Below are 25,174 nucleotides of genomic sequence, written 5' to 3' on the forward strand. Positions count from 1 at the left end.
GTCCCTTGAGGCATTCCCACGCAGAGCGTGGGAACGATCAGTGGGTTTCAGTTCTCTTGCGCGCGGTAAGCCCCTGGCGTCACCCCGGTCCATTTCTTGAACGCCCGGTGAAACGCCGACGGTTCGGAAAACCCCAGCTGCTCGGCGATCTGTTGCAACGACAGATCCGCACGCCCCAAGTGATAAATCGCAATGTCCCTGCGCAACTGATCCTTCAATTCCTGAAAACTCGCCCCTTCTTCACGCAAGTGCCGGCGCAAGGTCTGCGGACTGATGTGCAGGTGTGCCGCCACCGCTTCCAAGTCCGGCCAGCGCGAACTGTCGCGGCTGAGCAAGCGGCGCAATTGGCTGCTCAGGCTGTCGCCGTCATCCGGGCGCGAGAGCAGGTCGGCGGGGGAGTGTTCAAGGAAGTGCTTGAGGGTGCGCTCGTCCTGTAACAACGGCATGTTCAAGTAACGACTGTGAAACAGCAGGCTGCTCTGCGCCGAGGAAAACACCATCGGGCAGGGGAACAGCAAGTCGTATTCCGCGCCGTGCCCGGGCTTTGGGTAACTGAAGGTCGCCTGCTCCAGCCGGATACGCTGACCGATCAGCCAGCTGCCGAGGCGATGCCACACCATCAATTGGCTTTCGGTCAGGAAATGGTCCGGGTCCTGGAACTTCGAATCGTCGAGGCTCAGGCGGATCATTTCATCTTCGCGGGTCAGGGTCAGACGCGGGCCGTCGGGGAATAGGCTATAAAACAATAAGCCGCGATGCAGTGCTTTTTCCAGATTGCGGCAGTGAATCACGGCATGGCACATCATTGCGAAGGTGCCGATTTTGCTGGGCACCGGCCCGAAGCCGAGGTATTCGTCGTCCAAAGCCTGCCACAAACCCTGGATCAAACGGGTGAACTGCTCAGGGGCAATGCGCGCGCGCGGCTCATCCAGCAACTCGGAGCTGATACCCAGTTGTTGCAAAAGATTGGAACAGTCATACCCGAGGCGTTTTGCGCCACCGAGGGCGGCACGGGCGAAATGACTGGCGATGGTGCGTTCGCGCATAGGAGGCAGGTCCGTCCATTGAACGGCGGATGGTAGCCGCGGTGGGTGGCGACGAACAAGGCGGATATCCGCCAAATTGCAGGATGAGGTCGGGTCGATGGGCGGAAACCCGCCACATTTTCTCGCCGATGGGTGGCAAGAAAAAGCTGTAACCCTTGATGTCAAAAGACATGCGGGGATTTTGCAGAAGGTGGCACGGGCCTTGCGATACAACCGGCAGATGCTTGCCGATGCGCAGCTCGACAAAACAAATCCCTCCAGTGCAGGAGGGTTCGCAATTGAAGTGTTCAGGGCAACAGATGGATGTTGTCACCGGGCACTCTTGAGGAACTTTGCAATGACGACTCGTCAGCCACTGTACAAATCCCTGTATTTCCAGGTGATCGTTGCCATCGCTATCGGCATCCTGGTCGGTCACTTCTACCCCCAGACCGGTGTAGCCCTCAAGCCGCTGGGTGACGGGTTCATCAAACTGATCAAAATGATCATCGCCCCGATCATCTTCTGCACCGTTGTCAGCGGTATCGCGGGCATGCAGAGCATGAAGTCGGTCGGCAAGACTGGTGGTTACGCGCTGCTGTACTTCGAAATCGTGTCGACCATCGCATTGCTGGTGGGTTTGGTGGTGGTCAACATCGTGCAGCCGGGCGCCGGCATGCACATCGACGTGACCACGCTGGATGCCTCCAAAGTCGCTCAATATGTGGCGGCCGGTGCTGATCAAAGTGTCGTTGGTTTCCTGTTGAATGTGATCCCGAACACCATCATCGGCGCATTCGCTACCGGCGATATCCTGCAAGTGCTGATGTTCTCGGTGATCTTCGGTTTCGCCCTGCATCGCCTGGGTGCCTACGGCAAGCCGATCCTGGACTTCATCGATCGCTTCGCCCACGTCATGTTCAACATCATCAACATGATCATGAAGCTCGCGCCACTCGGTGCCCTGGGCGCCATGGCGTTCACCATCGGTGCCTACGGTGTGGGTTCGCTGGTGCAACTGGGTCAACTGATGGCGTGCTTCTACATCACTTGCCTCGTGTTCGTACTGGTCGTGCTGGGCGCTATCGCTCGCGCTCACGGTTTCAGCGTGCTGAAAGTGATTCGCTACATCCGTGAAGAACTGCTGATCGTGCTGGGTACTTCTTCTTCGGAATCGGTACTGCCACGCATGCTGATCAAGATGGAACGCCTGGGCGCGCAGAAATCCGTGGTAGGTCTGGTGATCCCGACCGGTTACTCGTTCAACCTCGACGGCACTGCGATCTACCTGACCATGGCGGCGGTGTTCATTGCTCAGGCAACCGACACCCACATGGACATCACGCACCAGATCACCCTGCTGGTAGTGTTGCTGCTGTCCTCCAAAGGCGCTGCCGGTGTGACTGGTTCGGGCTTCATCGTATTGGCCGCTACCTTGTCCGCCGTTGGCCACCTGCCGGTTGCCGGTCTGGCGCTGATTCTGGGTATCGACCGCTTCATGTCCGAAGCTCGCGCACTGACCAACCTGGTGGGTAACGCTGTTGCCACTCTGGTTGTGGCCAAGTGGGTCAAGGAGCTGGACGTTGACGTGATGCACGCCGAACTGGCTTCTGGCGGTCGCGGTATCTCCGACGAACGCGTTGAAGACGATCTGGGCGTGGCCGAAGGCGCAACCCCAAGCAACGTCAAGTAAGACTTGCTGCAATGAAAAACCCGCTTCGGCGGGTTTTTTCATGCCTGGTATTTGAGCGTAACGGTCACAGCCGCTGACACTTCAGGTGATTGCTGCAACGCCATTGCCTGCCTAGGCTTGAAGCATCGCTCACGGAGATTGCTCATGCTCGGTCCACTGGCATCACTCAAGGTTCTGGATTTCTCGACATTGCTGCCGGGGCCGTTTGCCTCGTTATTGCTGGCGGACATGGGCGCTGAGGTATTGCGCATCGAATCGCCGACCCGCATGGACCTGCTACGGGTATTGCCGCCGCACGATCACGGCGTGTCCGCCAGCCACGCCTACCTCAATCGCAACAAGCGCAGCCTGGCGCTGGACCTCAAGCAACCCGAGGCGCTGGAGGTGATCAAGCAGTTGCTGGCGGACTACGACATCGTGCTGGAGCAATTCCGTCCCGGCGTGATGGAACGCCTGGGGCTGGGGTATGAAGCGTTGAAGGCGATCAATCCAAGGCTGATCTACGTGTCGATCACCGGCTACGGGCAAACCGGCCCCTACAAGGATCGCGCCGGTCACGACATCAATTATCTGGCGCTGGCAGGGTTGGCGAGCTACACCGGTCGCGCCGACAGTGGGCCGTTGCCGCTGGGCATGCAGGTGGCGGACGTCGCTGGCGGTTCGTTGCATGGGGTCATCGGCTTGCTGGCGGCGGTGATCGCCCGGCAACAATCCGGGGTGGGGCAGCACCTTGACGTGAGCATGACCGACTGCGCTTTCAGCCTGAACGCCATGGCGGGTGCCGGTTACCTGGCCTGCGGCGTGGAGCCGGGCAGGGAAGATCAAATGCTCAATGGCGGCAGCTTCTACGACTATTACCGCTCGCGGGACGGGCGCTGGTTGTCGGTGGGCAGTCTGGAGCCGGGTTTCATGAAGCAATTGTGTACCGCGCTGGGCCTGGAAGAACTGTCGGTGCTGGGCTTGTCGCCTCAGCCAGCCCAGCAAAAGAAGCTCAAGGAAGCGCTGAAAACTGAATTCGAGAAGCACGACTTTACCGAGCTGTGCTCCCTGTTTGCCGAACTCGATGCGTGTGTCGAACCGGTATTGAGCCTGGGTGAGGCGGTGCGGCATCCGCAGCTCAAAGCGCGCGAGCTGATGACGGAGGTGCCGCGTGGGGACGGTTCGACCCAGTCGCAGATGGCCTGTCCGTTGAAGTTTTCAGATGGATTGCCAGAACCCCGGCATGTTGGCGCGGCGCTGGGGCAGCATACGGATCAGGTGTTGGGGGAATTGGGGTTTGGTGCCGAGCGGATTGAGGAACTGAGGCGTGTCAAAGTGATTCTCTAGTGCCAGCAGGCCGCCATCGCCAGCAGGCTGGCTCCCACAATGGATCTGTGGCGTATCGATGATCCCCTGTGGGAGCCAGCCTGCTGGCGAAGAGGCCGGCCCAAACACCACAAATACGACTATTCGACCCGCATCTCCCCACTAAACACCAACGTGCTGCGGCATCTGCGACACAAATACCGCCGCCCTTGCCGCACCAGGCTATGGCGCTGGGCCGAGAACGGAAAGTCACTGTCGGCGCACGGGCATTTGTAGATATAGCGCGTCACGCTGCGGCGTTTGACGTCGTAGGTGTGGCAGCGGTTGGGCGGCAATTCATATACGCCGCGCATGATCAATTGCCACTCTTCGCCGTGCGGCTGGATGCTGTCGCCGAACAGTTGATGGGCGATCAGGTGCGCGACTTCATGGGCCACGGTCTGCTTGAGGAAATCTTCGGCGTTTTCCCGGTACAACTGAGGATTGAAGCGCAGCAGGTTCTCGTGCAAATGCGCGACACCGGCTTTTTGACCGCGCAGCTTGAGGCTCACCACGGGGCGTTTGAAGGAGCGTTTGAAAAAGGATTCGGCGAGTTGGTAACAGTCTTCGACGCGGGTATTGAGTTGCTCGGGCATGCTTGATGGATCTCCAGAGACGTCGAGTATGCCGCAACGCCGGGGCCTTGCGAATGGTCGATGTGCCGAGTGGTCGTCACCTTCTTTGTGCTTGGGCATTAGAAGGCCGCCTTGCGGCGGCCTGTATTGGCAGATCTGGTTATTAGTGGGTGAGTTGCTAATTGGTATAGACCGGCCCCACGCCGAGTCCCCAGACAATAACGGTAAACGCCATGATGGCTACCAGCACCACCAGGCCTACGGCAAGTACTGAACTGGAAAACAGGAATCCCTCGTCTGATGGAATGTTCATGAAGGTAGGTAAGCCCACATACAGCAGGTAAACGGTGTAGCAGATAGCCGCTGTACCGACGACCATCCCCAGCCACATGTGTGGATACAGCGCCGCCAGACCGCCAATGAACAGCGGAGTCGCGGTATAGGTCGCAAACGCAACACAACGGGCCAGGCTCGGATTGGCGTCGTACGTGCGGGCCATCCAGTGGATGAATGCGCCCATCACCGCGACACCGCCGAGCATCGCCAGGTACGACATGACCGTCATCCATAGCGCGCTTTCATGGGTCAGCATCACCGGAGCCCGGCTGCCAATGACCCAGCCGACTTGAGTGGTGCCGATAAATGCCGACACGGCGGGGATCGCCGCCAGAATCAGCGTGTGCGTCAGGTACATGTGGCTGATGCTTTCCTCTTGGTCGCCACGGATTTCTTTCCATTCCTGGTCGGGGTGGGTGAAGAGCCCCACTACGTGATGGATCATGCCAGTCACTCCTCTTGTTTTTACCGTCGCCCCCCAGTGGAGCGCTTACAGGCCAAAGTGGCCAAGTAAGTAATAGGTCTGGATATATAAGCGACCTTATGTCGCAGTATAGAAAGGACTTACCCGCACAGGTGATAGGGGCTTAGAGCAAATCGCGCTGTAAACACTTGCGTTAATCGCCGCAGGGTCTGTCACCGCCCACCGGGGGCTCTTCGCCCGTGACCGGTTTTTGCGTAAAATGCCGGCCTTTCGTCACACTCACGGATTCGCGTCATGGGCACACTCACGGTCAACCAGAACAAACTGCAAAAGCGCCTGCGCCGTCAGGCCGGTGAAGCTGTTGCCGATTTCAACATGATTGAAGACGGCGACAAGGTCATGGTCTGCCTGTCCGGGGGCAAGGACAGCTACACCATGCTCGACGTGCTGCTGCACTTGCAGAAGGTCGCGCCGATCAAGTTTGAAATCGTGGCCGTGAACATGGACCAGAAACAGCCTGGCTTCCCTGAGGAAGTGCTGCCGGCGTACTTGAAAACGCTGGGCATCGAGTACCACATCGTCGAGAAAGACACCTATTCGGTGGTCAAGGAACTGATCCCGGAAGGCAAGACCACCTGCTCGTTGTGCTCACGCCTGCGTCGCGGCACGCTCTACACCTTTGCCGACGAAATCGGCGCGACCAAAATGGCCCTGGGGCACCATCGCGACGATATCGTCGAGACGTTCTTCCTCAATATGTTCTTCAACGGCTCGCTCAAGGCCATGCCGCCCAAGTTGCGCGCCGACGACGGCCGTAACGTGGTGATCCGTCCGCTGGCCTACTGCAACGAAAAAGACATCCAGGCCTACTCGGACTTGAAGCAATTTCCGATCATCCCGTGCAATCTCTGCGGTTCTCAGGAAAACCTGCAGCGCCAAGTGGTCAAGGAGATGTTGCAGGAGTGGGAGCGCAAGACCCCGGGCCGCACCGAAAGCATTTTCCGCAGCTTGCAAAACGTCATCCCGTCGCAACTGGCGGACCGCAACCTGTTCGACTTCACCAACCTGCGTATCGACGAAACCGCCGCATCGCGGTTCGTCAATGTCGTGAACCTCTAAACGCAATCACTGTGGGAGCCAGCCTGCTGGCGATGGCGGTGGGTCAGACACATCATTGTTGACTGACCCACCACCATCGCCAGCAGGCGACTCCCACAGGGGTCTATTTCACTTATTCATCAGGAGAGGGCATGCGCGATTACAAGTGGCTGCACGAATACTGTCTGAACCGCTTCGGTTCGGCGGCTGAACTGGAAGCCCATCTGCCCGTTCCCAAGACCCCGGCGCAATTGCGCAAGATCAGCGATGATCGCTACCTCTCGACCATGGCGTTGCGCGTCTTCCGCGCCGGCCTCAAGCACAGCCTGGTGGACGCCAAGTGGCCGGCATTTGAAGAAGTGTTCTTCAAGTTCGACCCGGAAAAAGTCGTGCTGATGAGCGCCGAGCACCTGGAGCGCCTGATGCAGGATGCGCGGATCATCCGACACTTGGGCAAGCTCAAAAGCGTGCCGCGCAATGCGCAGTTCATTCTGGATGTGGCCCATGAAAAGGGCAGCTTTGGCGAATTGATCGCCGACTGGCCAGTGACCGACATCGTCGGCTTGTGGACCTTTCTGAAAAAACGCGGGCATCAATTGGGAGGGCTGTCGGCGCCGCGCTTCTTGCGCATGGTCGGCAAGGACACGTTTGTACCGAGCTACGACGTAGTCGCGGCGTTGAACGCGCAGAAGATCGTCGACAAGGTGCCGACCAGCCTGCGCGATCAGGCGTTGGTGCAGGATGTGTTCAACCAGTGGCATGAACAGAGTGGCGGGCGGGCGATGAGCCAGATTTCGATGATGCTCGCGTACACCGTCAATCATTAAGACCGAGTCGCGGCAATCGCCAGCAGGCTGGCTCCCACAGGGGACTTGCGTACGCCACAAATCCAGTGTGGGAGCCAGCCTGCTAGCGATTGCAATCTGTCAGGCAGCGGACGTCTCGCCTTCGCCCGCCAGCTTGCGATTCAACTGAAACCGCCACCGCACATACAGCAACGCCGAGCAAAACACCGCCAGGCTTGCGCCCATCTCCAGCAAACCGAACAACTGCCGGTTCGGGTCATACGCGGCCAACGCGCCCTTGATGAAATACAGGTTCACCACAAAACACATCCACGAATGCCCGCGTGCGCTGCCGACTATCATTCCCGGCGCCAATAACAGCAGGGGCACCAGCTCGATCAGCAGAATCACCCAGGGCCGCGCGCCATGCAGGTCGGCGATCAGCAGGTAATAGACGCACAACAACCCCACCAGGCCGAAAAAGCACAACAGGCTGACAACCCGCATCGCCCGGACTCGCGGTTCGAGCCATTCGATGGCGGGCAGAATCTTCGGCTTCTTCGCCATGTCAGTCCTCCAGCTTCAGTGCAGTCTTCGCCAGCCGCAGGCCCAGCGCCCGGCACAGCGCGACTTCATGCTGATTCAATCCCTGTTTGCCATCGGCCCCGGCGTGATGGCTGGCGCCGTAAGGCGTGCCGCCGCCACGGGTTTCCAGCAGGGCCGATTCGCTGTAGGGCAGGCCGGTGATCAGCATGCCGTGGTGCAGCAACGGCAGCATCATCGACAGCAGCGTGGTTTCCTGGCCGCCATGCAGGCTCGCGGTCGAGGTGAAGACGCCAGCCGGTTTGCCCACCAGAGCGCCGGTCAGCCACAGGTTGCTGGTGCCGTCGAGAAAGTACTTGAGCGGCGCCGCCATGTTGCCGAAACGGGTCGGGCTGCCCAGGGCCAGGCCTGCGCAGTTTTTCAAATCATCGAGGCTGGCGTACAGCGCGCCTTCGTCGGGAATGTCCGGCGACACGGCTTCGCATTCGGTGGAGATCGCCGGCACGGTGCGCAACCGCGCTTCCATTCCGGCCTGTTCGACACCACGGGCAATCTGCCGCGCCATTTCATTGGTCGAGCCGCTGCGGCTGTAATACAGAACCAGAATGTACGGTGCGCTCACGGCAGCAACTCCAGCACATTCTCCGGCGGACGGCCGATGATGGCTTTGTCGCCGACTTCCAGAATCGGTCGCTCCATGAGTTTCGGGTGAGCGGCGATGGCAGCGATCAACTGCGCCTCACTCAGGCTGGCGTCGGCCAGGTTGAGGGTTTTGTACTCATCCTCACCGGTACGCAGCAGTTGCCGGGCACTGATGCCGAGCTTGGTCAGCAGACCCTGTATTTGCGCGGCGTCCAGCGGCGTTTCCAGGTAACGGACCACAGTCGGGGCCAGGCCACGGGCTTCGAGCAGTTCGAGCGCACCGCGGGATTTCGAGCAGCGCGGATTGTGATAAAGCGTCAGATCGGTCATGTGCGGGTCGCATCTTGCGTAAGGTGGCGGCTATTCTAACTGGGCAGCGCGTAATCCAGAACCTTGCGAGGCGATGGGTCGCAGGCGCATTCAATTTTGAACAAGGAACACGACATGACAAGGCGACTGGCAGCGGCATTGGCAATCATTGGCGCGTTGATGCTGGGGGGCTGTGGCAACGACTATGGGATCGACCAGAATGGCCACAAAGTCGCCGCCGAACGCTTGGACAAGCAATGGGTGGTGCTCAATTACTGGGCCGAGTGGTGTGGCCCATGCCGGACCGAGATCCCGGAGTTGAATGTGCTGGCCGAACAGCTCAAAGACAAAAAGATCGGCGTGTTCGGGGTCAATTTCGACAATGTGCAGGGTGAGGAGCTCAAAAGCGCCAGTGAAAAACTGGGGATCAAGTTCACGGTGCTGGCGTCGGACCCGGCCGATCTTTTTGAACTGCCACGCAGCGAGGCGCTGCCGGTGACGTACATCATCGATAACCGGGGCAAGGTGCGTGAACAACTGATGGGCGAGCAGACAGCGGCGGGGGTGATGGCCAAGCTCGAGGCGTTGCAGGCGAAGAACTGAAAGCAAAGGATGATGATCGTTCCCACGCCTCGACGGGGGAACGATCACCAGGTTCAGTCAGAGGATCAACCCTCTTCCAGCCACCAGCGCAACGGCTTGCCCTCGGCCGGCCAGAAGCGCATCTGCTCGATTGGCGATACGTCCCAGCGCTGTACGCCTTCCAACGCCTGCAAGAAGCGCTGTTCCTGCTCCATGACTGCCGGCGCACACAGCTTGCGGGTGCTGCCGATCTTGCCGAAGCTCAGTTTCTCGCCGTCGAGCGTGTATGGCGCGAACCAATGGTTGCAGCCGCCGTTACCGTAGGCCCGACCGTCTTCACCCAGGGTGATGGTCAGGTGGCTGTAATCCATCAACGGACGTTCGCCGATCCATTCCAGAATGTAGCTGCGATTTTGTTCAAGTTGTACCGGCTCGGCAGCGCAGCCCATCAGGCTGGCACCAACGATTGCGGGTAGAGCGAGGCGTTTCATTACGCGGGCTCCTGGCATTTCGGGCACAGGTGCTTTTCGCCAACGGCGGTCCAGCCCAGCTCGGCAATCCGCGCGGTGGCCGCCGGTTTTTCAGCCTTGTTACCCAGCTTGGCGTCGACTGCGAACTCGAAACTCAGCTCTTTGGCGCAGCTGTCGCAATTGACTTTCCAGGTGTGGATCGCCAATTCGCCAAACACCGGACCACTGGCCACTGCGACCCATTGGCCTGGCGGATTGATCAAGTGGCGAACCGTTTCAACGGTCAGGCGCATGGACAAGTCCTTGGCGCCTTTGAGGGTCACGACCAGCACGTCGTTATTACGAATCGAGCCGCCGTTGCCGGTGACTTGATAACGCCCCGGCACGAGAGCGCGGCATTCGGTGAGGGTGTGTTGCGGGTTCATCAGGCTGTAGCGGAAATCGTGTTCGACCATGGGTCCTCCAAATATGCGCGGTATGCTATCACGGGCCTGCACGCAGCATGGCGCGGGCAGATGACCTTCGATCAGGTTCAAATTACCCACCGACTCATGGCAAACTGCCGCTTTTGCATCTCTAGGGAACGGACATGGCGTTAATCGAATGTTATGAGTGCAAGCAGAGCATCAGCTCCGCGGTGTCTGCTTGCATTCATTGCGGTGCACCGGTGGCAAAGGTGCAAGCAACCACGTCGACGCCTGCAGCGGCACCGCTTTCTTTCGGGCGTTTGCCTGCGGATGAGAAAGTGGCGAGGGTGACCCCGGCTGCATTTGGACGCAAACGCAAAACCCAGGGCCCGGTCGAGGTTCAGGCCGCAACACCAACACCGGTTCTCAACGGGCCGCGTCCGGTGGAACTCTGGCTGAAACTGATGATTTTCTTCATGCCGCCGTTTTTTGTCTGGTTCCTGCTGCGTCGTGGGCATTCATTGGGGCAGCGTTTGCTGGGCTTCGGCTGGCTGGGGCTGATGATCCTGTTGTCCAAGGCCTGAGAACAGTCAGCCCTCGACCCGATTCTGCGGCGCCCCGGCGGCCCACGCTGCGATGTTCTGCAAGGTCGTCGCGGCAATTGCCGCCAAGGCTTCGCGGGTCAGAAAGGCCTGGTGCGCGGTGATGATCACGTTCGGAAAGGTCAGCAGCCGCGCCAGCACGTCGTCCTGCAACGGCAAGTCGGACCGGTCCTCAAAGAACAGCTGCGCCTCTTCTTCATACACATCCAGCCCCAGATAACCCAGTTGGCCGTCCTTCAGTGCGTCAATCAGCGCTGGCGTGTCTACCAGGCCGCCACGCCCGGTGTTGATCAACATGGCGCCGGGCTGCATGTGCGCCAGTGATTCGCTGTTGATCAAGTGTTTGCTCTGCTCATTCAGCGGGCAGTGCAGGCTGATGATCTGCGACTCGGCCAGCAGTTGCGGCAAACTGAGGTAGCGGGCGCCAAGGGCTTCGACCTGGGGATTCGGATAGGGATCGTAGGCCAGCAACTGGCAGCCGAAGCCGTTCATGATTTTGGCGAAGGTCGCGCCGATCTGCCCGGTGCCGACCACGCCGACGGTCTTGCCCACCAAATCGAATCCCGTCAGCCCGTGCAAGCTGAAATCCCCTTCGCGAGTGCGGTTGTAGGCGCGGTGCAATCGGCGATTGAGCGCCAGGATCAGCGCCACCGCGTGCTCGGCCACGGCATGCGGCGAATAGGCCGGGACCCGCACAATCGAAAGTCCCAAGCGCTTTGCTGCTGCCAGATCAACGTGGTTATAGCCGGCAGAGCGCAGGGCGATCAGCCGTGTGCCACCCGCCGCCAAACGTTCGAGCACCGGGGCGCTGAGGTCATCATTGATAAAGGCGCAGACCACCTCGTGAGCATCGGCCAGCGCCACCGTGTCGAGACTCAGCCGTGCGGACTGAAACTGCAGTTCAATACCGGCGGGCAGATCGCAGCTCAGAAAGCTGTCGCGGTCATAGGTCTGGCTGCTGAATAGAATCGTGCGCATGGTGACCTCCTGGATAACGGGTGCAGTCGCGCTTATGTAGCAGGACCCAGTGAGATTAGCGCTGATGGAGATCAGCGCCATTGCGCTGCATCAAGCGTTAATACGGGCGTGGGCGGCCAGGCGATTGATCGCGCGGTCGAGTTCTTCCAGCGCGCCGGTGGCTTTGGGGTCCTGTTGCTTGAGCAAGGTTTCGCTGCGCTGGCAGGCGGCACGCAGTTGCGGGACACCGCAATAACGCGTCGCGCCATGCAAGCGGTGAACGCGCTCGATCAGGGCGTTGTGGTCTTTGGTTTCACGAGCAACGCGAATCGCCTCGCGGTCCGCTTCCAGGGACGCCAGCAACATCGCCAGCATGTCCGCCGCCAGATCGGCTTTGCCGGCCGCCAGGCGCAAACCTTCGTCGTGGTCGAGCACCTGCAATTCATGAGCGCCGCCGAGGCTGTCGCTGGAACGCTCCGGACCGTGATTGCGCAACGCCAGGCCGGTCCACTTCAGCACCACCTGCGCCAGTTGCCGTTCGCTGATCGGTTTGGTCAGGTAGTCGTCCATGCCACTTTGCAGCAGGGCGCGTTTTTCGTTGGCCATGGCGTGGGCGGTGAGGGCGACAATGGGCAGCGGCGTGCAGTGTCGTTCGGTTTCCCATTGGCGAATCGCTTCGGTGCTTTGGCGTCCATCCATGCCAGGCATTTGCACGTCCATCAGCACCAGGTCGAAGGTTTCGGTTTGCACCGCCTTGACCGCCGCGTAACCGCTTTCCACCGCAAGAACCTTGGCGCCCATGTCTTCGAGCAGGGTTTGCACCAGCAACAGGTTGGCCGGGTTGTCGTCGACGCACAGCACTTTTGGCGCGCGGCTCGACACCGGTTCGCCAGGCTCGCTGCGCTGCTGGCGCGGATTGACCAGGTCGGACAATGCCCGACGCAGCTTGCGGGTGCAGGCCGGTTTGGCCTGAAGCTGGCTGTGCGGATTGGGCACCGAAAGATGAAACAGCGTCTGTTCGGTGGTCGGGCACAGCACCAGCACTTTGCAGCCCAGGTGTTCGAGGTCCCAGATGTGCTGGTTGAGGCGCTCGGGCGGCATGTCGTTGCTGGTGATCCCGAGCACCGCCAGGTCGATCGCCTGATCGGTCTGATGCGCACCGGTTACACCATTGGCCAAGCTTTCCAGGGTGTTGAACGGCGTCACCGCGAGGCCGCAATCTTCCAATTGATGCTGCAACGCCTGACGCGCCAGTTCGTGGTTTTCCAGCACCGCCACGCGGCGCCCGAGCAGCGGCGGGCCGGGCAGGTCTTCGGCGTCATCGCGGGTTTTGGGCAAGCTGAGGCTGATCCAGAATTCAGAGCCTTCCCCCGGCGTGCTGTCGACACCGATCTCGCCCCCCATCTGTTCGATCAACCGCTTGGAAATCACCAGCCCGAGGCCGGTGCCCCCCGGCTGGCGCGACAGCGAATTGTCGGCCTGGCTGAACGCCTGAAATAGCGCGCGCACGTCCTGGTTCGACAGGCCGATGCCGGTATCTTGAATGCTGATGCGCAGTTGCACGCTGTCTTCATGCTCTTCTTCAAGCATGGCCCGGGCGACGATAGTGCCCTCGCGGGTGAACTTGATTGCGTTGCTCACCAGGTTGGTGAGGATCTGCTTGAGTCGCAGCGGATCGCCCACCAGCGACAACGGCGTGTCGCGGTACACCAGGCTCACCAGTTCAAGCTGTTTGGCGTGGGCGGCCGGGGCGAGGATGGTCAAGGTGTCTTGCAGCAGGTCGCGCAGGTTGAACGGGATGTTGTCGAGTACCAGTTTGCCGGCCTCGATTTTCGAGAAGTCGAGGATCTCGTTGATGATCCCCAGCAGGCTGTCGGCGGATTTCTCTATGGTGCCCAGATAATCGAGCTGGCGCGGGGTCAATTCGCTTTTTTGCAGCAGGTGGGTGAAGCCGAGAATACCGTTGAGCGGCGTGCGGATTTCATGGCTCATGTTGGCCAGGAACTCGGATTTGATCCGGCTCGCTTCCAGCGCTTCCTTGCGCGCCAGGTCCAGTTCGATGTTCTGGATCTCGATGGTTTCCAGGTTCTGGCGCACGTCTTCGGTGGCCTGATCGACGCTGTGCTGCAATTCTTCTTGAGCGTTTTGCAGCGTGCCGGCCATGCGGTTGATGCCGGACGCCAGCTCATCCAGCTCCTGGCTGCCAAGCGGTGGCAGGCGGGTTTCCAGGTGGCCGTCCTTGAGTTGCGCCACCGCCAGTTTGATCTGGCTGATCGGTCGGTTGATCGTGCGGCCCATGCGCAGCGCCAACAGCGTCGCACCGGCGAGGCCCGTGCCGATCAACAGCAGACTGGCGAACAGGCTGCGGTAACCGCGCAGCAGCATGCCGTTGTGGGACAGTTCGAGTTCGACCCAGCCCAGCAGGCGATCGGCTTCTTCGGGAATCAAGTCACCGGCCAGGTTGCGGTGTTTACCGAACACCGGCAGCAGGTAACGCGTGGCATCGTTGCCACTGCGGCGCAGCATCTGCGAGCCGTTGCCCATGGGCGCCTGATTGAGCATGGTCGGGCCGGCATGGGCCAGCGGCGTGCGGTCGGGGGCGAGGAAGGTCACGGCGCGAACGTCGGCGGTTTCCAGCGACTGGGTAGCGATGCGCTCCAGCAGCTCACTGTCTTTGTGGCTCATGGCCGGAGCGACCAGCGGCGCGAGCTGTTCGGCGATCATTTCACCGCGCTGCATCAGTTGGGCTTGCAGGTCCGATTGCTGCATCCAGGTGAAATAGCCGCCCAGGACCAATGCCATCAGGGTGGTCGGCAACAGGGTCAGCAACAGCACGCGGCCTTTAATTCCCAGTTTCGTGAGCACGCATCTCTCCTGCATCCAGCTATTGATTGACCTGCGCGTACATCCGGCACGCGCCACTTGGGCAGTGTAGCGATTTGCATGCGGGCAATCTTCGTAAAATTGATGTCGTCATTCGTCCAGCGCAACGGCGCTTTAGCGTCAGGGGCAAACCTTGGGTTGCCCATCGGCAGGCAATCTTGAATAATCTACAACTGAGAATTATTTGCAGATACTCATGACTCCCATGTCTGTTGGCCACCCCCGAATCCTGTCCATCGAAGACGACCTCGTACTCGGTGCCTACGTGCATGAGCATTTGGGGCGCTGCGGATTTCAGGTGACCTGGTGCCAGAACGGGCGAGAGGGCCTGGCCATCGCGCGTGCGCAAACCTTTGATGTGGTGTTGATGGATATTCTGCTGCCGGGGCTGAACGGTCTGAACGTACTGACGCAATTGCGACAGAGTCATTCCACCCCGGTGGTGTTGATGTCGGCGCTGGGCGCCGAGGCGGACCGCATCAGCGGTTTTCGTCTGGGGGCCGACGATTACCTGCCCAAACCCTTCAGCATCGCCGAGTTGCGGGTGCGCATCGAGGCGATCCTGCGCCGGGTGGCGCTCGACCGTCGACCGCAGCCTTCACCGCTTGCACTTTCCCAGGATAGCCTGCGTTTTGACGATGAGCGGTGCGAGGTTTTCCATGGCGAGCATGCCGCGGGCCTGACCCGCAGCGAGTACCGTTTGCTGGAAACGCTCAACCGCAATGGCGATGAAGTGTTGAGCAAAGCCTTCCTTTATCAGCACGTGCTGCAACGCGGGTACGCGGCCCATGACCGCAGCCTCGATATGCATATCAGCCAGATCCGTCGCAAGCTAAACGCCATCGGTTACACCGAACGCAAAGTGCGCACGGTCTGGGGCAAGGGTTATGTATTGAGTGCCGGCGATGAAATGGTCTGACCTGCCGGGCCGGCATTCACTGTTCTGGAAACTGGCGTGTCTGTTGGTGGCGTTCTGTCTGCTGATGATCTGGCTGAGCTGGTCCTGGGGGCGATACATGGAACAGAGGAACCTGTTCCTCTCCGACGAGGCCCGGGGCACGCTGACCCGCTACGCCGCCGAGGCCGAGCATGCCTGGAATCAACGTCAGAGCGCAGGCATCGATGTCTGGCTGCAGGAGCTGGGCACGCGTGAAACCACATGGGTCGGTGTCATCGGCGGCGATTTGCAGTCCTTGAGCAGCTACCCGCTGACCGACAAGGAAGTCCAGCGCCTGACCTTTTTGCGCGGGCTGGATTGGCCCACGAGTCTTCATACCAAGGGGCTTCCCTGGTTGAGAATCCCTTTTCCGAACGACCCGGCGGTCGGCAGCCTGGTGATCGAACTGCCCCAGCGCTTCATGCCCGGCCAATACCGGGTGTTCTGGCGCGTGATCACCAACGGCATCATTCCTGGGTTGTTCACGTTATTGCTGTGCGTCGGTCTTTATCGGCTGCTGGTCGTACCGTTGAACAGCTTGCGTGAACAAGCCAACGCCTGGCGTGCCGACCCGTTGAATGTGCGCCTATCAAGCAACACCACCAATCGCCCGGATGAACTGGGTGAGCTGGGCCGGGCGTTCGATCACATGGCCGAGCGCCTACAAAGCAGCGTGGCCCTGCAGCAGCAACTGCTGCGCGACCTGTCCCACGAGCTGCGTACGCCGCTGAGCCGCTTGCGGGTCGCCAGCGAAAGCGAGCAGGGGCTGCCGCAATTGCGTGAGCGTATTGGTCGGGAAGTCGATGGCATGCAGCGTCTGGTGGAGGACACGCTTCAACTGGCATGGCTCGACACCGAGCGCGCGCCGCTGCCCGACGAAGCGATCCAGCTTCAGGCGCTGTGGGAAATGCTCACGGAAAACGCCTGCTATGAAAGTGGCTGGCCGGCCAGTCAGTTGCACTGTTCGGTGGATTCGTCTTGCTGGGTTCGCGGCCATCTCAACACTTTGGCGCAGGCGCTGGAAAACATCCTGCGCAATGCCATTCGTCATTCCCCGAGTGGCGGCATCGTCCGTCTTGGCGCAGAGCGCGATGGCGACTTCTGGCATGTGTGGCTGGAAGATGAGGGCGGCGGGGTGGCTGACGCGGATCTTGAGCGGATCTTCAGTCCGTTCATTCGCCTCGATGGCTCACGGCCGGGGGATGGCGGGTTTGGCTTGGGATTGAGCATCGCCAGAAATGCGGTAAAGCGCCAAGGCGGGAGTCTTTGGGCTGAAAATACCAGGACCGGGTTGCGGTTGAATATGCGGTTGGTAGCGGATGATGACGTTGCCAGAGATGACGCCATCGCGAGCAGGCTCACTCCCACATTAGATGTGTGCGACCCGCAAATCGCGTAACCCGTCTGGATCCCTGTGGGAGCGGGCTTGCTAGCGAAGAGGCCCTCCCTGCCACCAAAAAGCCGGTTTCGCCGGAGCGTTCCCGTTTTTTTGTACGACGTTTCCTAAAGCGTATTACCGACACCTTCAGCCTGACTCGACTGAATAGACTCGCGTTCTTCCTCTTCCTCAGGAGTCCGGCATGAATGCATCCAGCGTCCCCGACAATGCAACCGACGACCGCTTCAATGAAGTGCTTGCGCTGATTCAACGTGCCAAACAGCAGGCCATGCAGGCGGTGAATACCCAGTTGATTGAGCTGTATTGGCAGGTGGGTGCTTACATCAGTCGCAAGCTGGAACGGGCCGAGTGGGGGGACTCGGTGGTCAGTCAATTGGCCGAGCATCTGGCCAAGACTCAACCGGGGTTGCGTGGTTTTACTCGGCGTAACCTGTTCCGAATGCGTCAATTCTACGATGCGTACCGCAGCAATGAAAAAGTGTCAGCACTGCTGACACAATTACCCTGGACCCATAATTTGCTCATCCTGACTCAGAGCAAGATCCCGGAAGAACGTGAGTTTTACCTGCGTATGGCGATTCAGGAGAGGTGGTCGTCGCGCTGTTTTACCCGGTCGAACTTGTTTCGCATGCGCTACCTCTACGAGATTTATCACGCTGAAGAGAAAGTCGCACCACTGGTGCGACAATTATCCTGGTCGCACAACTTGATCATTTTCAGACAGAGTAAACGGCGAAGGAGCGGGAGTTTTACGTCCGTTTGGCAGTTCAGGGAAAATGGTCGAAGCCCGAACCGAGCGTCAATTCAAGAATGCGCTGTTCGAACGAAGCGTGACCCCAACCAGCAAAAAAATCTGCAGGGCTGACACAAGTGCACCCTTCAGCGCGAAGCATAATAAACTGACCATGGATGGCGCCAGAAATAGATATATTCTAAAAAATACTTCCAAACGTTTTTTAATCAACCGCTCAGTAACCCGTTAATTTCGGTGATATCGACTTCGCTTAATGTACCTGTCGTAGCCTTAAGCTTTAATTGGGCTAGCAAGATGTCATAACGTGCGCGTGACAGTTGCTGAACTATATCACTGTATTTTCTTTGGGCTTCTAGCACGTCTATTCCAACTCGCACTCCGATTTTGTATCCGATCTGATTGGAAGTCGCTGCCAAGCGTGCGGATGATTTTGCAGCCTCAAGCGCTTTTTCCTGCGCAATGCCGTCCATTACACCCGACCAGGCCTGTGCAGCTGTCAGCGCAGCCAAACGGCGTGCATCCTCTAATTCAAATTCTGTTTGCTCTTGCATCGCTACTGCTTGCCGAGTAGCAGAACTCAGCCTGCCTCCGCTATACAGCGGCATACTAAAACGCAGTCCAATACTAGTTGAATCAATACTATTTGTGCTGGCGTTAGGGTTCTGTTGCATACTTTGATTTAAAATCAAATCTACAGATGGCAGGTGTTCTGCTTTGCGTATACGTACTTCGTTGCTAGCGATGCCCAGAAGAAGTTCCTGTGCTTGTACGTCAAGGTTGAATCGCTCGGCCATCTTAATCCACATGGCCAGCTCTGATGGCTGCGGCGGTGAGAAAGTGGCATTGGCATGTAAGCCCTTCAATATGCCCGGCTGCTGCCCAATGATTCCGACTAAGGCGTATTGAGCCAGATGGAGATCGCTTTTAGCTTTTATAAACTGCGCCGTGCTTTGATCAAAACTGGCCTGAGCCTCATTGACGTCGATGATACTGATGTTGCCTAGCTCAAAGTTTTTTTTGGCAATTGCCAACTGCTCCCCATTAGCAGTTCGTAAATCTCGAACGGCTTGAAGCACATCGGTTGAATTCAGGACTTCAAAATAGGAGTGAGCAACACGCAACAACAAGCCCTGCGCAGCACTTTCGAGGTGGATTTGTGCCTGCGCACGCTGGAGTTCACCCTGCTGGAACTGAACCCAATTCTGCCAGCGAAAGATTGGTTGTATCAATTGGATGCTATAACTTTGATTCCGTCTTTTTTGCTCGGTATTAGCGCTAGGTGTATGGTGATTTGACTCAACCCAATGGCTTTGAGTGTCTAGAGATATTTGGGGAAGAAGCCCTGCTCTGCCTTGTAGCCAGTGTTCCTGACCTATACGTTGATGAGCTTTCGCCGCTGTGTACTGAGCATCATGTAATAAAGCTAGTCGATATATCTGTAAAAGATCACTCTCTTGAGCCTGCGTTGCTGTAGCCTCCAACAAAAATATTGCACTCATGAAAAATTTTCTGATGCTCATTAGTTGTCTAGCCTCGTCTCATCGAGACGAACATCTTCCATGATGATCCCATTGTTCAAGCATATAAGACGCTTAGCAAAGGCGATTGTTTCACGGCGGTGAGCAATTATGATTCGGGTCATTGGCATCTCACACAATGTCCTTACTATATGCTGCTCGCTGTGTAGATCCAAGTGGCTGGTTGCCTCGTCAAGTACAAGTATTTTAGGGTTTCTATATAAAGCTCTCGCCAAAAAAATTCGCTGTTTCTGTCCGCCTGAAAGCCCTGAGCCCATCTCTGATACAAGTGTTTGATAGCCCATGGGCATATCGGAAATGGTCCTGTGGATGTCAGCAAGGCGAGCTACTTCAGTTACGCGATCCAGACAAAAGTCAGGGTCGAAACACGCAATATTTTCGGCCAGTGAACCAGCAAGTAACTGGTCCTCCTGCATTACAACACCTACTAAACTGCGACATGCCTGAGAGCCGAGATGACGCATAGGTATTCCGCCAATCAGAATTTCCCCTTCTGTCGGTGTGAGCAAACCAAGTATTAATTTAAGTAGTGTAGTTTTGCCGCAACCAGAACGTCCGACGATAGCCACAGAATCCCCGGCGTGGATCGTGAGTGATAAGTTGTGTATGACCGAGGGCTCACCCAACGCGTATCGGTATGAAACGTGCTTAAGTTCGATGCTGGGCTCTATGCGAGCAATATCAGTTTCCATCTGTCCGTCAGACTCTGGCAATTCCAGAGCAATATCGGCCAATCTTTCAGCATGTAACGAAAGCATCCGGATTTCGATACCCAAGTCAATAAGCTTGCTTGCACGTCCAGAAAACTGAGTCTTGTAGGCGATGAATGCTAGCAACATACCCATTGATAGTGCGCCCTGCAGTACGGCGGAGCCTCCAAAATAGAGCAGAAGCATCCCTTCCAATCCAAAAATTAAGATGTTCAAGCATGAAAATACCAACAATATTTTTTGTGTTGTCACATCTCGGTTTTGGACATCCGCAATTAGATTTTGCCACGTTGCTAATCGCAACGTGGTGCCGTTAAAGAGTTTGATAGGCAAAACTGCTTTTATTGTTTCTAAGAAGTAAGTGTTTTCTCGGGCGCCTAGCACAATGCGCTCTTCAGAAGCGTTGCGGAGCGGGTGGTAAAAAATAAGTCTTAGGGCGCCGTACAATACCAATGCAATCAACACTATCGATGAAAGTGTGGAGCTATAGAAAAACATCATTGTCAGTGTTGCTATTGCGACTAATCCATCAAGTAATCCTGTGATGGCACCGTTTGTCATTATTTTGCGAATGACAGCTAATGATTGAAAACGGGCTGCAATATCTCCAAGTTGACGTTTTTCGAAAAACGACCAGGGTAGGCGTAGCATATGGCTGAACAAGTTTCCCGACCACTGAATTGCCACTTGCTGGCCTAAACGCAACGCCATCCAGCCTTGAGCCATTCGAAGGACAAAATCAATTACCATCAATAGACAGCCCCCAAGTACGGCAAGTAATAGTAAATCGTGATCGGACGACACCAGTGCCCCGTCAATTACCCATTGAGTTACTTGGGGGGAAAGAAGTGCTACCAATTCCAGCGCTAACGCGAGTGCAAAAATGTTGCCTAAAGCGCGCTTGAGTCCGGTGATACGACCAATCAAGTCACGCAGGCGGACTCGAACTTTCTGTGATTGGGGCTGAAATGTTGCGTTAGGTGTCAATTCCAGCGCAACACCTGTGAAATGCCTCGAGACTTCAGACAATGCCATCACTCTACGACCATATGCAGGGTCCAGCAGAGTCAGGCTGCTTCCTTTTACTCTCTCCAACACCACAAAATGGTCCATATTCCAGTGCAAAATGCAGGGTGTACGCAAAAGGTGTAATTCCTCCAACTCCAACCGCAGAGGCCTGCAGGAGAAATTTAGTGACTGAGCGTGACGCATTAACTGGGAGAGGGTAGTTCCCTTTAGAGAAATGGAGAATTGTCTTCGCATGGTCGTTAGATCCAACTGCAATCCGTGAAATGCGGCAATCATGACTAGGCATGCAAGACCACACTCTTGGCTCTCTACTTGCAACGTAACTTTCATGAGTTAGAGTGTCCTTGGAAATGAGCCTAATTTAATCAGGTTCTGGAGAGTTCCAGTATGTCTAAATGGCATAGTTGACTAATCAGTTTGCGTAACTTGTCGGCGGGTATTTCTGGGAGTCCTATGATGAGCGCCCCAATGCAGATGTTGGGGAGTTTTACTATGTGCTGAATTATTTTTTTACTTTGCTCGTCAAGATTTAATCGGGTGCCGTTCGCAATGATGTAATCATCAGTTATGCTGTAGCAACTACTTGTACACAGTCGAACGCCAAAATGTTCGGAAGGCGTGCCCGCGTTAGGGTCGCCGAAAATATCTAAAGCCAGCGCAGACTCAACCCGTATAGCACCATTAAATTCATCAAGAAAACATTGGTAATTATCGCGATTAGTGATCAACTCATTGAGTTGTCTGCCGGCCAATGAAAGATGTTCTTTGTCATGCTGCCAAGTATGGAGCGAGCGGCGTAGGTCGGTGTGGGTTTCAATTCGTTTAAATAACCATGAAAGGTAGTCAACTGTATATGCCGGGAAAGTCCCTATCGCAAGATGGAATGTCGCCTCTCCAAGTGGCAAAGGGTTATGCCACCAGCCTCGGGGGAGATAAAAAACATCGCCTGGCTCTAGAACGATATCCATGAACGGACTGGTTGGGCATGGGTGTTCGTGTTCGTAGTCTTTACTTTGTTGGGTGTATAAAGGCGACTCCATCGATGGTTCGTAAACAATCCAGCGTTTACGGCCTATTAATTGGATCGCAAATACGTCTCGAGTATCCCAGTGGCATCGAAAGGAATCCTTGTTGCCAAAAGACAAATACGCACTACTTACGACCTGTCTGCCGGTGAATGTCGAAATCTGTTTTGAAATATGGCTGACTTTTTTTGAATTCTTGATCTTGTTGGTGATTAGCGTGGCTCCGTTTTTTAAGTGTTCATAAATTGCGGGTTTAATAAGTCGGTGACGTAAGATTCCGATGTCGTAATAGCTTTCTATGTATTCAGATTTGGGTCGTATGCCGTCCAGTGAGAGTTTGAAGTCGTTGGACGAGACGTCGCTATTATCAAAGATTTCATTCACGTCGCTCCAAGAGAACTCATTGTTGGCTAATGCCTTCTTGATGAGTAGAGGTTTTCTTTCTTGGTGACTTTCAAAGAAGTCATCAAAAGACATGTTGAATTTTATGCTCATAAAAATAGACCTGAAGGACCTAGCTGTAGGGGAGTAGCTAGGCCCTCTATTGGTTGATTATTTAGTTGTAGTTAGTGCCGCCGTAGTTAGTTCCTGCTGCATTAATCGCACTTTGAGCCTGTCCTCCCATCATGCCGGAATAAAAACCTACTTCAGCGCCAAGAATGGTTGCCGCAGTAGTTTGAGCAACACCCATGCCGGCAGGGCCTAGCAGAAAGCCAGCGGCACCTCCAGCCACAGCACTTGCAGTAAGGCCTGCCACGTCGCCCTGTCCGGTAGCCATTGCGCCTCCAATATAAGTTGCTGCCCCTGTAACCGCTCCAACAACAGCCCCTGGCGGGCCGACTGCTCCAGAAACTAACTCAAAGTCACATATCGTCAATTCACGCATGATTACTCCCTGTTTTATGTGGGGTGGGTTGTGGTGCTAAAGTTTGTTATTGGTGGAGAGTTTGTTTTATTATTAGTAGTATTATGATAGGAAGTATGTGAAGTAAGAGAAAGGTTGCGCATAAGCTTTGGTAAACTCCCCATCGTAAGCGCAGCAATCTGTAGATTAAGTAGCAAAAAATAAAAAAAATACCGATTTTAAAAGCAGACATTAGTGCGCTAGATACAGTGCCTTCTGCAAAGTGTATTCCCAATGCTTGCATGTTCCAGCCGTTACTAGGTTCTCTAAGTTTATGATCGGTCATGGGGTTTACCTGTGGCTGAAGATAAGATTGTATTGGTTGCGCACTAGCAGTTTGCCGGGGTAGGCGGGTGGCCGTTGGTTGATGATCGAATCGTAAGTTTGGAGCTGAGCGTGACATGGGGTGAGATGGAGAGTGTAATTTTCTTGGATGTTTTTTTAAATCCTATAAATGTAGGGGTTAGAGAGTCTTGTTTTTAATTTCAGCTGCCAACAATTCTGCCCTTGATCCAACTCCTTTCTTGCGAAGAATTGAGGAGACATGATCACGTACGGTGAAGTCGCTTATGCCAAGTGACGTAGCTATTTGTTTGTTGGTTAGTCCTTGGAAGAGTGAATTCAGGACTTCAGATTCCCTTTTTGTCATGCGGTTGTCGCCTCCTGCTGTTTTCGTTTAGATTCTGTTCAATGTATTTTTTTGCCAGTCACAGAGTAAATAGGTTCCAGAGCCCACTCATAAAGTCGACGTTCGTCCTGAACGATATCAGCTTCCAATAGCATTCCCGCCTGCAGCAGGTGCGGAATTCCGTATGCGGCAATCGTCTGTGAGTCCAGTGCAACAGTTACGCGATAAAAGAGCTCAGATGGTAGGGCTTTGCTATGAACAGCACTTGCGATGTGAGCAGGTAACTCCTGAACTGCGTAGGGGCTCTTCGCCAGCTCTACAATCTGTCCTCGGGCCATACCGAATTTTTGATATGGATAGGCGGCGTATCGCATTAATACGGTCTGGCCCGTCTCTATAAACCCCGCCTGACGAGAAGCGACATATAAATGAGCAGTAAGACTTGCTCCTTGAGGGATCAGACTAGCCAGCAGTGAGCCGACCTCGACTTGTTGACCTTTTTGCACGTTCAAACCAGTTACGGTGCCAGCAAACGGTGCCACGCTTATCTGTTTGCGGCGAACATCATTTTCCGCCTGCTCCTGCCTGACTAAGGAGACGCTGTTATCTATCTCTGCAGTCTCGGCGCGATACCGCAACTCGATCTCTTGTCTTTGTGCCTGCAGTTCCATCCGTTCGCGGCTGAGACTCGCTCGGGCGCGTTGAATACTTTTTTGTTGCCCCCGCAATGCTAAAAGATCTCCCTCTCCTTTTTGAAGCTGTGCGAGGGAAATAAAATCAACTGCTGCCAATTCTTGCTGTCGCTGTTGTTGAGTTTCCGCCAATGCTACGCGCCGTTTAAGCATGCGTATTTCTTCTCGAAATTGAATTAATTCTTCGGTTATTGCAGCGAGGCGCCCATCAAGCATGAGTAGCTGTCCTTTACGGCGCTCGTTCGCCAAGTGAAGATTGCGTTCAATTATCAGCATGCGCTGAGTGAGTTGTTCCGAAATGAGATTTTGTATGCCGCCTGTTGTGCCAAAGCGTTCACCGGAAACTACGAATAACGCTTGACCGGTCCCAACGGTTTGCCCTTCCTTCGTAAGAACCTCTGTCAGTAATCCAGTGCCAACTGAAGTTAAGCGCAACATTCCCTGCTCTGGCATAAGCAAGCCATTAACAGTTGCTTTTCGGGTATAGGTCCCGAAGTAGGCGTAGCTCATCAATAGGAGTATTAATATGCTAGCTAGGATGGCAGCTACACCATACCCCCATGGTTGATGGATCAGTACGCTGCCAAAGCGGTTTTCGTTTTTCGCGTTAGTAACTTCGGAACGAAATAAAGCCGAGTTTTCGGACATTGATTTAGAGTCTTCAGGAAGTTTGGTGGTGCTTTACCTCGCCAAGTAGCGTGGAGTGCGACCAAAAGACTATCAATGAAACTTATTACTCACCAGTTCATCGACGCCACCAAAACCTGCGGGAAATATCCTAGGAGGATGTCCCGAAACATCGTCCTGTATTACAGAATCGTCGAGCGCAAGCCATGTTCCTACAGGTCCTTTACTCATCTGCGTAGGATTCTTCCTCGGCTCA

24 protein-coding genes and 1 pseudogene are annotated in these 25,174 nt (G+C 56.0%); 9 read left to right on the top strand and 16 right to left on the bottom strand.

Annotated features, from left to right (window positions below; all coding sequences use genetic code 11):
- Window positions 1-47: 47 nt before the first annotated feature.
- Window positions 48-1,046: an AraC family transcriptional regulator gene (locus tag QRN31_RS19465; RefSeq protein WP_285433870.1), complete on the bottom strand. Its 999-nt coding sequence runs from the start codon at window positions 1,044-1,046 to the stop codon at window positions 48-50.
- A gap of 337 nt (window positions 1,047-1,383) precedes the next feature.
- On the opposite strand from QRN31_RS19465, the gene QRN31_RS19470 reads away from it, so the two are divergent.
- Window positions 1,384-2,718 carry a dicarboxylate/amino acid:cation symporter gene (locus QRN31_RS19470; RefSeq protein WP_285433871.1) on the top strand — a complete coding sequence of 445 codons (1,335 nt, stop codon included), beginning with the start codon at window positions 1,384-1,386 and terminating at the stop codon, window positions 2,716-2,718.
- Between the two features lie 144 nt (window positions 2,719-2,862).
- A complete protein-coding gene (locus QRN31_RS19475; RefSeq protein ID WP_285433872.1) occupies window positions 2,863-4,044 on the top strand; it encodes a CaiB/BaiF CoA transferase family protein in 1,182 nt (393 codons plus the stop codon).
- 119 nt (window positions 4,045-4,163) lie between these two features.
- Here the strand turns inward: QRN31_RS19475 and QRN31_RS19480 are convergent, their stop codons facing one another.
- Together QRN31_RS19480 and QRN31_RS19485 are read right to left on the bottom strand one after the other, a co-directional pair.
- The gene (locus tag QRN31_RS19480) at window positions 4,164-4,658 is read right to left on the bottom strand and encodes a SprT family zinc-dependent metalloprotease (protein ID WP_285433873.1); all 495 of its coding nucleotides are present in this window, start codon (window positions 4,656-4,658) and stop codon (window positions 4,164-4,166) included.
- A 157-nt stretch (window positions 4,659-4,815) separates the two neighbouring features.
- On the bottom strand, window positions 4,816-5,418 hold the full coding sequence (locus QRN31_RS19485) for a Yip1 family protein (RefSeq protein WP_285433874.1): 603 nt from the start codon (window positions 5,416-5,418) through the stop codon (window positions 4,816-4,818).
- Window positions 5,419-5,691: 273 nt separating this feature from the next.
- On the opposite strand from QRN31_RS19485, the gene ttcA reads away from it, so the two are divergent.
- Both ttcA and QRN31_RS19495 read left to right on the top strand, forming a co-directional pair.
- The gene (gene ttcA / locus QRN31_RS19490; protein ID WP_090186962.1) at window positions 5,692-6,516 is read left to right on the top strand and encodes a tRNA 2-thiocytidine(32) synthetase TtcA; all 825 of its coding nucleotides are present in this window, start codon (window positions 5,692-5,694) and stop codon (window positions 6,514-6,516) included.
- Window positions 6,517-6,647: 131 nt separating this feature from the next.
- Window positions 6,648-7,322: a DNA-3-methyladenine glycosylase I gene (locus tag QRN31_RS19495; RefSeq protein ID WP_222588044.1), complete on the top strand. Its 675-nt coding sequence runs from the start codon at window positions 6,648-6,650 to the stop codon at window positions 7,320-7,322.
- 99 nt (window positions 7,323-7,421) lie between these two features.
- Here the strand turns inward: QRN31_RS19495 and QRN31_RS19500 are convergent, their stop codons facing one another.
- The 3 genes from QRN31_RS19500 to arsC are packed head-to-tail and all read right to left on the bottom strand — an operon-like array spanning window position 7,422 to window position 8,795.
- Window positions 7,422-7,847 (bottom strand): DUF2069 domain-containing protein, encoded by a 426-nt coding sequence (locus tag QRN31_RS19500; protein WP_285433876.1) that lies wholly within the window; start codon window positions 7,845-7,847, stop codon window positions 7,422-7,424.
- A gap of 1 nt (window position 7,848) precedes the next feature.
- A complete protein-coding gene (gene wrbA, locus QRN31_RS19505; RefSeq protein ID WP_208669461.1) occupies window positions 7,849-8,445 on the bottom strand; it encodes an NAD(P)H:quinone oxidoreductase in 597 nt (198 codons plus the stop codon).
- Complete coding sequence (arsC, locus tag QRN31_RS19510; RefSeq protein WP_285433879.1) at window positions 8,442-8,795, bottom strand: arsenate reductase (glutaredoxin); 354 nt, start codon at window positions 8,793-8,795, stop codon at window positions 8,442-8,444. Before arsC ends, wrbA begins: the two co-directional genes overlap by 4 nt.
- A gap of 114 nt (window positions 8,796-8,909) precedes the next feature.
- On the opposite strand from arsC, the gene QRN31_RS19515 reads away from it, so the two are divergent.
- A complete protein-coding gene (locus tag QRN31_RS19515) occupies window positions 8,910-9,377 on the top strand; it encodes a TlpA disulfide reductase family protein (protein ID WP_259152908.1) in 468 nt (155 codons plus the stop codon).
- A gap of 65 nt (window positions 9,378-9,442) precedes the next feature.
- Here the strand turns inward: QRN31_RS19515 and QRN31_RS19520 are convergent, their stop codons facing one another.
- Complete coding sequence (locus tag QRN31_RS19520; protein WP_285433883.1) at window positions 9,443-9,847, bottom strand: META domain-containing protein; 405 nt, start codon at window positions 9,845-9,847, stop codon at window positions 9,443-9,445.
- Window positions 9,847-10,281, bottom strand: coding sequence for a hypothetical protein (locus QRN31_RS19525; protein WP_008041640.1), 435 nt, complete (start codon window positions 10,279-10,281; stop codon window positions 9,847-9,849). The genes QRN31_RS19520 and QRN31_RS19525 overlap by 1 nt, the downstream gene beginning before the upstream one ends.
- Before the next feature lie 134 nt (window positions 10,282-10,415).
- On the opposite strand from QRN31_RS19525, the gene QRN31_RS19530 reads away from it, so the two are divergent.
- Window positions 10,416-10,817, top strand: coding sequence for a hypothetical protein (locus QRN31_RS19530; protein ID WP_285433884.1), 402 nt, complete (start codon window positions 10,416-10,418; stop codon window positions 10,815-10,817).
- 6 nt (window positions 10,818-10,823) lie between these two features.
- Here the strand turns inward: QRN31_RS19530 and QRN31_RS19535 are convergent, their stop codons facing one another.
- Both QRN31_RS19535 and QRN31_RS19540 read right to left on the bottom strand, forming a co-directional pair.
- Window positions 10,824-11,813: a 2-hydroxyacid dehydrogenase gene (locus tag QRN31_RS19535; RefSeq protein ID WP_285433886.1), complete on the bottom strand. Its 990-nt coding sequence runs from the start codon at window positions 11,811-11,813 to the stop codon at window positions 10,824-10,826.
- A gap of 90 nt (window positions 11,814-11,903) precedes the next feature.
- Window positions 11,904-14,657 (bottom strand): response regulator, encoded by a 2,754-nt coding sequence (locus QRN31_RS19540; RefSeq protein ID WP_285433888.1) that lies wholly within the window; start codon window positions 14,655-14,657, stop codon window positions 11,904-11,906.
- 214 nt (window positions 14,658-14,871) lie between these two features.
- Between QRN31_RS19540 and QRN31_RS19545 the strand changes: the two genes are divergently transcribed.
- From QRN31_RS19545 to QRN31_RS19555, 3 genes and pseudogenes are all read left to right on the top strand, one after another.
- Window positions 14,872-15,594, top strand: a complete 723-nt coding sequence (locus QRN31_RS19545) for a response regulator transcription factor (protein WP_285433890.1) — start codon at window positions 14,872-14,874, stop codon at window positions 15,592-15,594.
- The gene (locus tag QRN31_RS19550) at window positions 15,581-17,011 is read left to right on the top strand and encodes a sensor histidine kinase (RefSeq protein ID WP_285433891.1); all 1,431 of its coding nucleotides are present in this window, start codon (window positions 15,581-15,583) and stop codon (window positions 17,009-17,011) included. The genes QRN31_RS19545 and QRN31_RS19550 overlap by 14 nt, the downstream gene beginning before the upstream one ends.
- A gap of 181 nt (window positions 17,012-17,192) precedes the next feature.
- Window positions 17,193-17,702: pseudogene (locus QRN31_RS19555) on the top strand (DUF1016 N-terminal domain-containing protein); the annotation flags it as partial.
- 269 nt (window positions 17,703-17,971) lie between these two features.
- Here the strand turns inward: QRN31_RS19555 and QRN31_RS19565 are convergent.
- The 6 genes from QRN31_RS19565 to QRN31_RS19590 form a co-directional block, all read right to left on the bottom strand.
- On the bottom strand, window positions 17,972-19,264 hold the full coding sequence (locus QRN31_RS19565; protein ID WP_285433893.1) for a TolC family outer membrane protein: 1,293 nt from the start codon (window positions 19,262-19,264) through the stop codon (window positions 17,972-17,974).
- 20 nt (window positions 19,265-19,284) lie between these two features.
- Window positions 19,285-21,372: a peptidase domain-containing ABC transporter gene (locus QRN31_RS19570; RefSeq protein ID WP_285433894.1), complete on the bottom strand. Its 2,088-nt coding sequence runs from the start codon at window positions 21,370-21,372 to the stop codon at window positions 19,285-19,287.
- Between the two features lie 35 nt (window positions 21,373-21,407).
- Window positions 21,408-22,562: a JmjC domain-containing protein gene (locus QRN31_RS19575; RefSeq protein WP_285433895.1), complete on the bottom strand. Its 1,155-nt coding sequence runs from the start codon at window positions 22,560-22,562 to the stop codon at window positions 21,408-21,410.
- 61 nt (window positions 22,563-22,623) lie between these two features.
- Window positions 22,624-22,953: a hypothetical protein gene (locus QRN31_RS19580; RefSeq protein ID WP_285433896.1), complete on the bottom strand. Its 330-nt coding sequence runs from the start codon at window positions 22,951-22,953 to the stop codon at window positions 22,624-22,626.
- A 481-nt stretch (window positions 22,954-23,434) separates the two neighbouring features.
- Window positions 23,435-23,620 carry a LuxR C-terminal-related transcriptional regulator gene (locus tag QRN31_RS19585; protein WP_285433898.1) on the bottom strand — a complete coding sequence of 62 codons (186 nt, stop codon included), beginning with the start codon at window positions 23,618-23,620 and terminating at the stop codon, window positions 23,435-23,437.
- A 38-nt stretch (window positions 23,621-23,658) separates the two neighbouring features.
- Window positions 23,659-24,939: an HlyD family secretion protein gene (locus tag QRN31_RS19590; protein ID WP_285433899.1), complete on the bottom strand. Its 1,281-nt coding sequence runs from the start codon at window positions 24,937-24,939 to the stop codon at window positions 23,659-23,661.
- Between the last annotated feature and the right edge of the window lie 235 nt (window positions 24,940-25,174).

This window comes from Pseudomonas sp. fls2-241-R2A-110, assembly GCF_030209165.1.
GTDB lineage: Bacteria > Pseudomonadota > Gammaproteobacteria > Pseudomonadales > Pseudomonadaceae > Aquipseudomonas.

Coding starts and splice junctions, on each gene's coding strand:
- QRN31_RS19465 (WP_285433870.1), bottom strand. CDS start 1,046: ATGCGCGAACGCACCATCGCCAGTCATTTCGCCCGTGCCGCCCTCGGT.
- QRN31_RS19470 (WP_285433871.1), top strand. CDS start 1,384: ATGACGACTCGTCAGCCACTGTACAAATCCCTGTATTTCCAGGTGATC.
- QRN31_RS19475 (WP_285433872.1), top strand. CDS start 2,863: ATGCTCGGTCCACTGGCATCACTCAAGGTTCTGGATTTCTCGACATTG.
- QRN31_RS19480 (WP_285433873.1), bottom strand. CDS start 4,658: ATGCCCGAGCAACTCAATACCCGCGTCGAAGACTGTTACCAACTCGCC.
- QRN31_RS19485 (WP_285433874.1), bottom strand. CDS start 5,418: ATGATCCATCACGTAGTGGGGCTCTTCACCCACCCCGACCAGGAATGG.
- ttcA (WP_090186962.1), top strand. CDS start 5,692: ATGGGCACACTCACGGTCAACCAGAACAAACTGCAAAAGCGCCTGCGC.
- QRN31_RS19495 (WP_222588044.1), top strand. CDS start 6,648: ATGCGCGATTACAAGTGGCTGCACGAATACTGTCTGAACCGCTTCGGT.
- QRN31_RS19500 (WP_285433876.1), bottom strand. CDS start 7,847: ATGGCGAAGAAGCCGAAGATTCTGCCCGCCATCGAATGGCTCGAACCG.
- arsC (WP_285433879.1), bottom strand. CDS start 8,795: ATGACCGATCTGACGCTTTATCACAATCCGCGCTGCTCGAAATCCCGC.
- QRN31_RS19515 (WP_259152908.1), top strand. CDS start 8,910: ATGACAAGGCGACTGGCAGCGGCATTGGCAATCATTGGCGCGTTGATG.
- QRN31_RS19520 (WP_285433883.1), bottom strand. CDS start 9,847: ATGAAACGCCTCGCTCTACCCGCAATCGTTGGTGCCAGCCTGATGGGC.
- QRN31_RS19525 (WP_008041640.1), bottom strand. CDS start 10,281: ATGGTCGAACACGATTTCCGCTACAGCCTGATGAACCCGCAACACACC.
- QRN31_RS19530 (WP_285433884.1), top strand. CDS start 10,416: ATGGCGTTAATCGAATGTTATGAGTGCAAGCAGAGCATCAGCTCCGCG.
- QRN31_RS19535 (WP_285433886.1), bottom strand. CDS start 11,813: ATGCGCACGATTCTATTCAGCAGCCAGACCTATGACCGCGACAGCTTT.
- QRN31_RS19545 (WP_285433890.1), top strand. CDS start 14,872: ATGACTCCCATGTCTGTTGGCCACCCCCGAATCCTGTCCATCGAAGAC.
- QRN31_RS19550 (WP_285433891.1), top strand. CDS start 15,581: ATGAAATGGTCTGACCTGCCGGGCCGGCATTCACTGTTCTGGAAACTG.
- QRN31_RS19565 (WP_285433893.1), bottom strand. CDS start 19,264: ATGAGTGCAATATTTTTGTTGGAGGCTACAGCAACGCAGGCTCAAGAG.
- QRN31_RS19570 (WP_285433894.1), bottom strand. CDS start 21,372: ATGAAAGTTACGTTGCAAGTAGAGAGCCAAGAGTGTGGTCTTGCATGC.
- QRN31_RS19575 (WP_285433895.1), bottom strand. CDS start 22,562: ATGAGCATAAAATTCAACATGTCTTTTGATGACTTCTTTGAAAGTCAC.
- QRN31_RS19580 (WP_285433896.1), bottom strand. CDS start 22,953: ATGCGTGAATTGACGATATGTGACTTTGAGTTAGTTTCTGGAGCAGTC.
- QRN31_RS19585 (WP_285433898.1), bottom strand. CDS start 23,620: ATGACAAAAAGGGAATCTGAAGTCCTGAATTCACTCTTCCAAGGACTA.
- QRN31_RS19590 (WP_285433899.1), bottom strand. CDS start 24,939: ATGTCCGAAAACTCGGCTTTATTTCGTTCCGAAGTTACTAACGCGAAA.